We start from the raw sequence: 11,185 nt of genomic DNA, 5'->3' as shown, positions 1-11,185 counted from the left end.
TTGATTTTTTTACGGGCTGTGTACCAAATGGATAAAAAGGTTTTACTGAGTTTATTGCACCAATATCGTTGTAAAGATTCAGGCTCTCAACTCCAACCGCCGCCACATCTATCGAGAGTTCATTAAGTTTTTTATCCACCAAATCGCGGTAAAGTTCATGTCCTGATTCATTGCTTGTATTGATAAGCACACGGCAAACCGGAAATTCTGTATCGAAATTCCCGGCATGTATTTTTTTATCGTAAGCCACAACGGCTTTTTCGTCTTTTGGTATTTGGAAAAGTATGCGAAGAATACTCAAATCGGTGGCATCGGAACCGGATAAAAAGTTAGCGCCAATAGCATTATTAGTAAATGATTCAATGATTTCGGCAGATTCGAGCCAACCTTTTTCACCGGTACACAGAATTTCAAGATTAGCTTTTATATCCTCCGATGAATATGACTTTGAAAGTACGGTATCAAAATCGAGAGTCAGTTGAACATAGCGCTCTCCTTCCTGTAATTCAAGAATTTCGCCCGAAACGGCAAAACCAATTTTTGCATCCGGCAATTCAGGATATTCGCGCAGGTCAGGCTCGTCAGTTTGCGGTGGAACTTCGTAATAGGCAAAAGGCCACCATTTTATGTTTTTATCCGGGAAATCAGCGCCTGCACCATCGAATGAATTGGCAACTTCGGCAGCCTTAATTTTTTGATATTCGTGATCATTGTAAACACTTTTTAGCGCCGTTACTTTTGCCTGATTGGCTACCAGTTCATCAGCAGTTTTATAAATAAGTTTTTTTCCACCTGCGTCTTTCCCGGCATCCAATGCCGTTGCTTCTGCAATAATTTCTGATTCGGCGTTTTTGGCCAATTCAAACAAAACATGAACGGTATCGGGTGTTGCCGCTTGTTTTTCAAGTTTTAATACCCTTTTGTAATAGAAATCGAGGTGCCGTTGTGTTAAATGGTTGAAGTGTTTTTTAGTGGTATCCAGCAGTTTTATAAAAGTGACGAACAAAGCCAAATGCGGTGTTATTTCCGAACCGGATTCCAGCTCTTTCAGAAAACTTGTCAGTTCATCTTTTGCGATAAAAAAGTCCTGCCAGTTATCGGCCGGAACCTGGTCGTTTTTTGTATCGAAATAGTTAATATGACCCGCAAAATTCCAGGCAAATTTCATCCACTCTTCCAGCCCAAAATCGTTTAGTTTAACCCAGGCCGGATCAAGCGCATCAATAAACCGCGATTGTTGTTCGGTTCCCTCACGGGGAAGTAATATGTCTTTTCCGCAATTTGCCATTTAAGTTTCGTTTATGTTTCGCTGCCTTCGGTTTTATAAAACGGGAATACCATGTTTTTTCGCGAGTTGGTCAACCGGACGGTATAATCGATATTGATCATCAGTTCGCCTTCCAGTTCATTTATCGGATCGATGGCAATTTTATTCACATCAATCCGCGGCTCATGATACAGGATAGCCCTCTTAATCAGGTCGATCACATAGGTTTTCAGCGTAAGATTTAAAGGTTTAAAAAGCAATTCGTCGAGATTACACCCGTAATCGGGAACCATAATTCGTTCGCCCAGGCGTGTCGACAATAAAATTTCGAGGCTACTTTTAATGTCCTCTTCATTCTCCTGAAGTTTTACACTTTTTGTCCCCTTTTTAAATTCCGGGGGGAAACTCCATCCGCGTCCTAAAAATGAGTTGTATTCCTGCATATTAACCTCCAATCATTACTGTTCCACTTCCCATTACTATTGTTCCGCCATGTGCAGTAAGATCACCTACACGGGCGGCGGGCATTCCGCCAATAAATACCGTACCCGAACCCATTATAATGGTATCTGGCGGGCCTGTACAGGTAGCCATATCTCCTACACGGGCGGCCGGTATTCCTTCAATCAGTACCGTTGGTTCGCCGGGTGGTAAAATCGGCCCTCCAACATGAGGGACAGGCCCCGGATTAACCATCGGACAGGTGTGCATATCATTTATTCTTGCTGCTGGTGGCATATCAATTTATTTGTACTAATGATCCTGTAACTTTTGTTATGGCCGACGATGCCAATTCTGATCCGGTGCCGCTTTCGGCTTTAAATTCAGCAGTGGCAGTAAGGCCAACATTTGTACCTTCGATGTTTACATCGCCCGTTGCTTTTATTGAAATATCGCCACTGCTTTCGAGTGTTATCCCACTGGAATCGAAAGTGCTTACATTCCCCGATTCGTCTTCGATTTTTATAGTTCCAGCATCATCATCAACCGTGATAATTTTGCCGCCTGGCGTTTCAAGAACGATTGACTTTTTCTCGTCGTTGAACAGGAATTTTAACTCGCTTCGGGTCACAAATCCTTTTTCATTATTAGGCTCTTCGGGCTCAAGCGGCGAAGGCAAAGCACTACTGTGTAGCATGCCCAAAATCACCGGATCGTTTGGATTGTCATTCAGAAAACCTACGATTACCTCATCGTCCGGTTCAGGGCGGAAAAAAGCTCCGCGACTATCACCGGCATCGAGTGTGGCTACCCGCGCCCAAACGCCCTGTTCGTCGTTGTTAATGATGGGCATTCGAACCATTACACGGTACTCGCCATTGGGATCGTCGTGAATTTGCGTGACTTTTGCCACATGTAAACCACTAACGGCACCAATCAACCCCGCTGCCGGCATTTCATTAATATCAACCGTTTCGGAAAACCATTTTGGATTGATTCCGAATTGGGTATCAATGGTCCAGTTGCCATCAGTAATTTGATGACGAACAGCAGAAACATACACTTTGCCGTTAAAACGATCGCCCACGCCTGCTAATACAACAGTGGTGTTGGGTTTCACATCGGGAACACCCTGAAAGCGAACTCGCCCACGTATTTTAGACAGCTGGTTAAACAACTTTTTAGCATTGGCCCAATCCTGCAAACCGGCATCAGTACTGGCGCTTCCATCGCGTAACTCCAGTTTATCCAGTTCAATTACCGAAGCCAGTTCATCGGGCGAAATGTTTCCGTTGAGCTCCACATCGGCATTGTTGGCTTCCTTTTCCACAATTTCCTGGTTGGCCACATCCCAGCCATAACTGGTAACATTGGCAAACTGATTCCGGGCATCCATTTCAGCATCAAAATCAAGAATGGTCGCCCCGTAAACGAGTGTCACTTTTTCTTGCTGCGAATAATCAGGAGCCAGCACCGAAAACTTTCCATCGTCGATCACACAAACTTTTCCGTTTGCCTGAGCACGTGTAATGCAAAAATCCCAGTCGCTAACCCGGTACTGCACCATTTCTGGATATGTTACGCCGGTTTCCTCCACATCGGATTCCAAACCAAACGCATCAATAATTCCTTCCAGAATATCGCTGTCTTTACTATCGTAGAAATATTTGCTTTTCCGGCCAATGCTCATTTTCACCGCCTTGTCTTTACATTCAATTTCCAGTTGTGCTTTGTCGGACCGGATCTTCAGATTATGGCGGATTACAATCCCTTTGAAAATGGTTTCTTCCTCGGAATGGTAACCGCTTTTTATCTCAATTTCCTTTCCGGGAACAAAGAAACTTTCATTGCTCAACACAAAATCCTGAGCCGCAGGATCGCCGTCGAGCAATATGATTTTTGCCCAGGGAATCCGGTTGATCTCCTTTTGCACCGTGATGCTCAAAACCTGGTTGACAGAAGATAATTCTTCCCCATCAACAAGAATTTTGCAGGTAACCAGATCGGCCGACCGTGCAGTTGGTATGACTCGCGTTTCAGGCATATTTATGATACTTTTTCATTCGTTTAGAATTGTTTATTCTTTAAGGTAACTCATGGAACTCGCAAAATTTCAATCGAACTACTTGTGGCTATATTTATTATTTGCTCGTTTGAATGGGAGGAAAGAATATTTTCTGTCCTACCTTCAATTTTCTAAAATTGGTGATTCGGTTTGCTTTCGCCACTTCGAGGTAATACTTCGAGTCGCCGTAAATCCGGTGGGTCATCAAAGGCAAGGTATCGCCTTCTTTCACTTCCCGAATGTGGGTAAGATCGGGCGAATTATTGTTCTCGGTAGCCACCCGCAAAGTATCTTCAACAAAACCTTTAAATTTTGCGTTGGCTGTGGCACGTAGCGGCGTACCGTCGGATTTAAACAGTTTAAAGGTGATGTCGACTTCGGTTAAAACTCCTTTGAATAAAAGCGTTCCCCACAAAATAACCAGGTAATTAGGGCGGTGTTCGTCGCCGTTGTAATCAAAAACCACCCGTTTAAACTGATCAATATCTTCCTTTATCCCGTTTCCTTTATCCGCCGAAAGCTCGTTGTCGTCAGCGGTTGAAGGATTACCGTAATTCACAAGGACTCCGGTCCGGTCGAAAATAAACTCCAGCTCCAGATCTTCAGGTGGTGTGCGATTATAACGCGGCGAAGAAGAACTCGTTCCCGACGCTTGCTGTTTGTTTTGCTCCACCTTATACTTGAAAACATACTTTTCCGGATTCAATAAAGTTTGAAATTCGCCATTGGCGACTTCGTTATTGAACTGTTCGTCGCGGTATGCTTTTATCTGCAGTTTTGTAAGTTCTCCCGACATATCAGCGTTCTTCTTTTTTCGATAATATTTCCATCACCTGTTCCACACAGGCTTCAATGATCTTCTCTTTTGAGCTTTCCTCTTCACCGCCACCATTACGTGATTGTTCCGAATCGCCGGAAACATTGATCTTGATGTGTAATTCCTTAATTTCTATCGGCATAATTATATCACATTGAAATAGTTATAAGTCAGTTCCAGCGTTTCGATGGCCAGTTTACTTTCTTCGGCATTAAAGTCGCTCATGCTCCATTTTACCGGGTAAGCATGAACGACGTTCCAGCTCATCAGCGGCTCATGTTTTTCATTCAGTAATTTCACTACCAGGTTGGTAGGTTTAAAGCTGAAGTCTTCAACCGCATCGCGACACCATTTTATCACCTCCGAATCCACCAGTAATCCGCGTTTCAAAACCAGGTTTGGATACTTGGTCCGAACGGGAACTTTGTGTTTAAACCGGTTTTCTCCCCCTTCGGCAATTTCCTCGGTATCCACGTCTACAGTCAGTCCTGAAACCGACTGAAAACGCTGATCACCGTTACTGGAAGAGATATCAGGAAACTCAACGCTGAAATGAAATCCTATGGGTGGATGGAATTCGCTCATTCTATCATCGTGAGTTTTTCATGTACGAACTCGGCTGTTTCAATCGCAATTTCATTTCCATCGGCTTTAAAATCTGTAGCCTGAATTTTGGTGATGTAGGCATTGATCGCTTTCCAACTCACCACCGGCTCGTGACTTTCATTCAATAAACTGATTACCAGATCGCCACGATATTTCTCACCTTCTTCCTGGAAATAAACGGTTTTCACCCATTTTTCGTAGTACTCGCGTCCCTTGTCGGCAAAGGTTCCGCGTTTTAATGTAATGTTGCTGTATTTCGACAAACCGGGTTGTTTGCTTTTGTGGTATTCGGCATCAGCTCCGGCACGGTACTCAATCACTTCGCGTTCGAAATCGAGGCCAGAAACTTCGGTGCAGTTAAACTCGGTGTCGCCAAAGCTCACTTTAAAATGAAACTTTGGTAATGGATATGTAGTTGCCATAATTTATTCTTTTAAAATATTATTGATTTAAACCTCCTGCATTTTATGAGAGAATCGAAGCACAATGAATTCGGCCGGACGAACAGCTGCCATACCAATCTCAATGATCATATATCCGTTGAGAATGTCTTGCGCGGTCATTGTTTCTCCCAGGCCAACTTTCACATAAAAAGCCTGCTTAGGTGTTGTACCTGCCAATGCTCCGGCTTTCCACTGATTCACCAGATAATTGTCGATCATGGCTTTTACTTTCACCCAGGTATTGGCATCGTTGGGTTCGAAAACGAAAACGCCGGTTGCTTTTTGTACCGACTCTTCCACCATATTAAAGAAACGACGAACAGAAATGTAACGCCACTCGTTGTCGTTACCTGCCAGAGTTCGTGCCCCCCAAACGAGTATTCCTTTTCCGGTGAAAGCCCGGATTGCATTAATGGATTTTCCTCCTTGGGTATGCACATTCAGGTCGTCCTGAACATCGTTGGTTACTTTAACCGTTAATCCCGAAACGTAATTCAGGCTCACATTGGCGGGTGCTTTCCAAACACCACGTTCGCCATCAACACGGGCATAAACACCAGCCATCGCAGCACTTGGTGGTAATTCAAGCGGCAGGTTTCCAATATCGGTAAGAATTTTATTGTATGTGGCATCATCCACCTGTTCAACGGCATTCAAACTCCGGCCGTTCATGGCACCATTATTTTTGTCTTTGCCTTCTACTTTTCTGATCTCAGTGATCAGCGCGTTCATGTTGGTAACCACATTTGCAAAAGCATCGAAGTTTGATGTGATGCCTGTTTGCGTATTTAGCGGCGTGTAATCTTCAAGCTTTTTCAGTTCTGCATCGAAGTTTACAGCATTTACATCCAACAGGTTTTTAATTTTTGTAGAAGTATCGGCGTTTTGCATTTTTACAAACAACTCCTTCAGGTTACTGTAAACCTCATCGATCTTTCCTGCACCTTCAAAATCGGCATTAAACGTAATAAGTGCTGCATCAATACCGTCGGCAATTGTCTGGTCTTCATCCGAAATGGTATCGGAAGCTGCTTTGGCTTCGGTGTTTAGTTTTGTTTTAAAATCATTGAGTTCGCCGAGTGATCCGAGCATGGTTTCCACCGCCTCCAAAAATGCCGTTTTTTTGGTGCTGTCGCTCGAAAAAGTTCCTCCCAGATCGAAGCCACTGGCACTGTACATTTGTAACAGTACGTCGCTCACTGCACCTGAAATATCTCCGGGCGTGGTTGTCAAATCAACCAAATCGGCGACAGTAGCGGGCAATCCCGATGCGGGACTTTCAATAGCCGTTACATTGGCATCGATGGTTTCATAAGCGGTAGCATCGTAAGAATAATGCGAAACGATAATCTTTTTTACATCAAACTGATAATTCAGAATTGTTTTCAGAAACGGATAATAAGCCGCACCGTATTTCAGGTAAGCTTTATCGGAACTGATAAACTTTCGCAAATCGGCAATGTTTGAATCCGTCGGGCTGACTGCATCATAACTCAGCGTATCGATAATTGTAAACCGATCCTGAACTTTGTTACACTGCGCTAAAGCGTCGTTGTACAGGCTGTAAAATTCTGATGGAGTTGAAAGTGCTGTCGCATCAGGAAAAACAAGCAAAGTAACCTCATCCACTTTGGCCACCTCGGCTAATCCGTCGTTAAAATCATCCGAATTGTTTATCGAAGTTACCTGGGTGTCGTCGTCATCCAAATCGGTTCCGTAGCGGCCAACCGAAACAATGTAACAAGGCCCGCCGCCATTGGCAAAATAAAGTTGCAATGAATAATACATCAGGAAAGGTTCCCTTGATGCGGGCTGTGTTACCACCAGATCGCGTTTTGTTACACCATTCAAGAGGGTATCGTTAATCGTAATACCAATGGAAGTTTCAGGTTTTGCAGTGCCAAAATAAGTTTCGAATTCCAGCATCGAGGTAATTCTTGTGGGAACACCTTTAAGATCTCCTTTTATCTTATTGGTCGCTTTTTCAGTATAACCAATAAAAGCAGGGATAGCTGTTTCAACTTGCGCTACCGATGGAGGCAATTTCGAAATTTCCTCGATGTAAACGCCCGGTGTTTTGTAAGTTGTTGCCATAACTGTTTTGATTTAATGTGTTACATGTATATTTCTGAGTATATTTTTGTTAATGTGCTGTTTGCATTTATTTGCAGCACATCGGGATTAGGCAATTCCTGATCTCCCAATTTTATGCTGATAAAACCTTGTGCAGTTAGCGGATGCTCTGTTTTTGTTACCAACTGGCGGGCATTTCCGTTTTCCTTTTTAACATCGTCGTTGTTATGCGTTTGCTGGCTGGTGTTAAAAAAATAGCGCCAGGTTGTTTTCCGGTTGGCAAAAACAATATTGAATTCGAGCGGATCATTTCGCAAGGTCCCGTTTGGTTTAATTACGTTATACGAGCCATTTTCACCCATCATTCCAATTCGGATAATACCGATCAGATTGTTTTGTTCTTCAGGCGATAGTTGCTGCATTTCATTTTTAATACTCTCTGCATTTAATCGGTAGGTATAGTCGATTGCAGCGTTGCTATTCGATTTTTTGATCAAAGGGAAACCAGGATCTTCAGTTGATAAACGATTATTGGAAAAGAAAAACAAATGACCGGCATTCGACAACCCGACTTGTGTAAAGTGATTGAATGTGCTGTTAAAAGTTTTCAGCAAAAAAGTGAAGTACAGAGAGCCATCTAATGGAATAAAGGGACTGTTAGTGTCGCTCTCTGATACTTTTGTCCAGACCATAAAACCCCGGTTGGTGTTTTTGAGGATTAATTTATGACCGTTAAGTCTTTGGCTGGTATTTGCTGAAGGAACGATAGAAAAGAGGTCGGAAAGAGGATAGCTGGCCAATTGTTTTTCTTTTTCAACATCAGACATACTGAAATAATCTTCAGTTCCTTTATTCAGGAAGTATTTGTGTAAAATATTTACACCGAATAAAGGCTTATATATGGATGAAAAGCTCATTAATTAATATCCTTTAGGGTTCCTTTTATTTTTGTTATTAGTTCTGTGCTTGCTTGTTTCTTGCGTCGGTCAACCTGTAGCAGTTGTACTTTATAGATTACCGAGGGTAACTGGCGGCCACCGTGGGTTCCCCATATGTGATTCCATACCTCGAAACCCGGAGTATAAAGATCTACAACAAACTTAAAATCATCGAGTTCCTGCATCGACAGGTTCGAGCGGTTATACACCGTATTTTGTGCGGTAAAAACCTTTTTCCCCTGAAAATACTCCAGTGTTTTTGTAATACTGATCAATGAATTGGAATAAAAGTCACAATTGGCACTAACCATAAAAAAAAGGTTAATATTGACTGCCGGATTATAATATTCGGCTTTATTATTAACCACATGACTAGTGGGAAGATTCTTTAACGTTGATTCTTCCTGAACACTCAACAATGAGATAATCACCTTTCCTTCCAGATTTTTGGCTTTGTCGGTTCCGGAATCTAACAGCGCAAGATTTTCCAGAACGACAATCTTTCCCAATCCGGCATCGTCCAGATATTTCTCCAGTTGTTCTTTGAGAATTTGAAGAGTTTCGTAAACCATAATCACCTTTTCAGTTTCTACTATTTACAAGTAAAACATAGTTATTTGCGTCCTTAAAGAAGGAATCCTATAATTGAAAAGGGCTGTGGTTATTATCTTCTGTATTTATTGAAACTTTTAGGAGTTTCAATCATTTAATGGTGAATACAAGTTACGACAATAAGAGTTATAAGTCAACACTTAAACTAAATCTAAATAAGACAACACGCCTTAAATACTAACAATCAATAATTTACAAAATTATTATTAACAATAGAGATGATTATTAAGAAAGATATAACGCTAATAGTTTTCTTTTAGCTGCACAAAAAGATGCTCAATTTCCTTAATCAATGCAGTGTGCGATCCACCGAAATGGTTAAACATAAATGAGAATACCAGTTTGTTTCCATTGTCTGTGGTCAGGTAGCCCGAATAACAACGTACACGTGTCATCGAGCCACTTTTTGCCTGTAAGGTTTTCCCGGGAAGTTTTTCGGTATCGAAACGTTTAAAAGTTCCCTTGCCCGCAACAGGTAACGACTCAACAAAAGCATCGTTTGATGCCATTCGTGTTAAAAAGCGGGTAAAAAATGCCGGAGACACCGCATTAAAATGCGACAATCCGCTACCGTCCTCCATAAAAATGTTTTCCATACTTAGCCCTTGCTCTTCCCAATAGGCTTTTACCAGATCAATGGCATCATATCGGTTTCCCAATCCATTTTTCTCAACAGCAATCTGTTTCAAAAAATGCTCGGCAAACAGGTTTACACTTTCGTGGTTCAGCACTTCTGCAATTTCTACTAATGTTGGCGATTCCTGGGTAAAGATCAACGTTGTTTTATTGCTCACATTTTTCTCAAAGCGTGTTTCTCCCTCAACAAAAACACCTTCGGCTAAAAGATTCTGCATAAAGGCAACGGCCAAAACTTCGGCAGGATCGGGAACAGACGCTTTAATGGTGAAAGCTTTACGGTTTCGTGGAATGGTACCACGAATTACTCTGTTTTTATCAAAAGGGCCGCCAAAAACATAGGCGTTATCGCTGTTATTATCCGCCGAAAGTACTTCGTTATCGATTTGCAGACCATTAATCTTCGGATAGGTTTGAATCACCGTTGTTAGTTTTCCTTCCTTTTTAGGCGAAGAAAATGTTATTCGGTACATATTATCAAACACTGTAAAAGCATTTGGGCCGGCGCCGTAATAGTTGCCAATATCTCCCCATACCCAGCTGTCCGGAATTCGTTCCGAATCGTAAATTCCACTATCCAAAATCAAATTCCCTTCTACTTTTTTAATGCCCGATGCTTTTACCTGTTTGGCCCAGTTTTTCAGAAAATCAAAATAATGATCCTGAAAATATTCCGATCCCAAAGCCGGATCAGCCCCGCCAATCAATACTAAATCACCATCCAAAACGCCGTCTTTATCAATTTTTCCGATGTACGCTATTTGTGTTTTAAAACGGTAATCAGCACCTAAAATTTCCAAAGCAGTTCCCGAAGTAATCATCTTCATGGTTGAAGCCGGAACTAACAATTTATTGGGATCCAGACTAAAAATAGTTTCGCCCGAATTGAGGTCGACCACATTCATTCCAACCGAAGCATTTTTGTAATCATCCTGCTGAAGCAGTGTTTCAACTGCCGATTCAAAACTGTTTTGAGCCAGAATCTGCCCACTTAAAATCAAAAGAAAAAGTAGAGAAAAATTTCGCACCTGCATTTTTTATTATTTTTGAAAGCCTAAAATTAACAGATTGTTTGGCTTAGCTGTACAAATAGAAATTAATTTGTATGACAAATTCAATCAATTAATATCAAAAAACAAAATAATGCTTCGAACAATATTACTAGTTGGCACCGGAGGTTTTATCGGAAGTGTTTTACGTTACCTGGTTCAGCTATTTGTGGAGAAAGGGATGAGTACCACTTTCCCATGGGGAACATTTGTAGCCAACATGGCCGGTAGTTTTATT

13 protein-coding genes are annotated in these 11,185 nt (G+C 41.9%); 1 reads left to right on the top strand and 12 read right to left on the bottom strand.

Annotated features, from left to right (window positions below):
* The 12 genes from ABZB17_RS15305 to dacB all read right to left on the bottom strand — a co-directional run.
* Window positions 1–1,288 (bottom strand): hypothetical protein (locus tag ABZB17_RS15305; RefSeq protein ID WP_372651277.1); only part of this gene is annotated, 1,288 nt, incomplete at its 3' end.
* Window positions 1,289–1,299: 11 nt separating this feature from the next.
* Window positions 1,300–1,722: a GPW/gp25 family protein gene (locus ABZB17_RS15300; protein WP_372651275.1), complete on the bottom strand. Its 423-nt coding sequence runs from the start codon at window positions 1,720–1,722 to the stop codon at window positions 1,300–1,302.
* On the bottom strand, window positions 1,712–2,005 hold the full coding sequence (locus tag ABZB17_RS15295; RefSeq protein WP_319481055.1) for a PAAR domain-containing protein: 294 nt from the start codon (window positions 2,003–2,005) through the stop codon (window positions 1,712–1,714). The genes ABZB17_RS15300 and ABZB17_RS15295 overlap by 11 nt, the downstream gene beginning before the upstream one ends.
* 1 nt (window position 2,006) lies before the next feature.
* Window positions 2,007–3,752: a type VI secretion system tip protein VgrG gene (vgrG, locus tag ABZB17_RS15290; protein WP_372651273.1), complete on the bottom strand. Its 1,746-nt coding sequence runs from the start codon at window positions 3,750–3,752 to the stop codon at window positions 2,007–2,009.
* A 97-nt stretch (window positions 3,753–3,849) separates the two neighbouring features.
* Entirely contained in the window at window positions 3,850–4,569 is a 720-nt protein-coding gene (locus tag ABZB17_RS15285; protein ID WP_372651272.1) for a hypothetical protein, read from the bottom strand.
* 1 nt (window position 4,570) lies between these two features.
* Window positions 4,571–4,732, bottom strand: a complete 162-nt coding sequence (locus ABZB17_RS15280) for a DUF5908 family protein (protein WP_372651270.1) — start codon at window positions 4,730–4,732, stop codon at window positions 4,571–4,573.
* Window positions 4,733–4,734: 2 nt separating this feature from the next.
* Window positions 4,735–5,175 (bottom strand): phage tail protein, encoded by a 441-nt coding sequence (locus ABZB17_RS15275; RefSeq protein WP_372651268.1) that lies wholly within the window; start codon window positions 5,173–5,175, stop codon window positions 4,735–4,737.
* Window positions 5,172–5,618: a phage tail protein gene (locus tag ABZB17_RS15270; RefSeq protein WP_319481060.1), complete on the bottom strand. Its 447-nt coding sequence runs from the start codon at window positions 5,616–5,618 to the stop codon at window positions 5,172–5,174. The genes ABZB17_RS15275 and ABZB17_RS15270 overlap by 4 nt, the downstream gene beginning before the upstream one ends.
* Before the next feature lie 27 nt (window positions 5,619–5,645).
* Window positions 5,646–7,733: a phage tail sheath family protein gene (locus ABZB17_RS15265; protein WP_372651266.1), complete on the bottom strand. Its 2,088-nt coding sequence runs from the start codon at window positions 7,731–7,733 to the stop codon at window positions 5,646–5,648.
* 20 nt (window positions 7,734–7,753) lie between these two features.
* A complete protein-coding gene (locus ABZB17_RS15260) occupies window positions 7,754–8,629 on the bottom strand; it encodes a hypothetical protein (RefSeq protein WP_372651264.1) in 876 nt (291 codons plus the stop codon).
* Window positions 8,629–9,222 (bottom strand): DUF4255 domain-containing protein, encoded by a 594-nt coding sequence (locus ABZB17_RS15255; RefSeq protein ID WP_372651262.1) that lies wholly within the window; start codon window positions 9,220–9,222, stop codon window positions 8,629–8,631. The genes ABZB17_RS15260 and ABZB17_RS15255 overlap by 1 nt, the downstream gene beginning before the upstream one ends.
* A 282-nt stretch (window positions 9,223–9,504) precedes the next feature.
* Complete coding sequence (dacB, locus tag ABZB17_RS15250; RefSeq protein ID WP_372651260.1) at window positions 9,505–10,932, bottom strand: D-alanyl-D-alanine carboxypeptidase/D-alanyl-D-alanine-endopeptidase; 1,428 nt, start codon at window positions 10,930–10,932, stop codon at window positions 9,505–9,507.
* A gap of 109 nt (window positions 10,933–11,041) precedes the next feature.
* Between dacB and ABZB17_RS15245 the strand changes: the two genes are divergently transcribed.
* Window positions 11,042–11,185 (top strand): CrcB family protein (locus ABZB17_RS15245; RefSeq protein ID WP_372651279.1); only part of this gene is annotated, 144 nt, incomplete at its 3' end.

Source organism: Draconibacterium sp., from assembly GCF_041583095.1.
Lineage (GTDB): Bacteria > Bacteroidota > Bacteroidia > Bacteroidales > Prolixibacteraceae > Draconibacterium.
The sequence above is the reverse complement of the archived record's forward strand: the minus strand, read 5'-3'. Positions and strand labels throughout refer to the sequence as shown.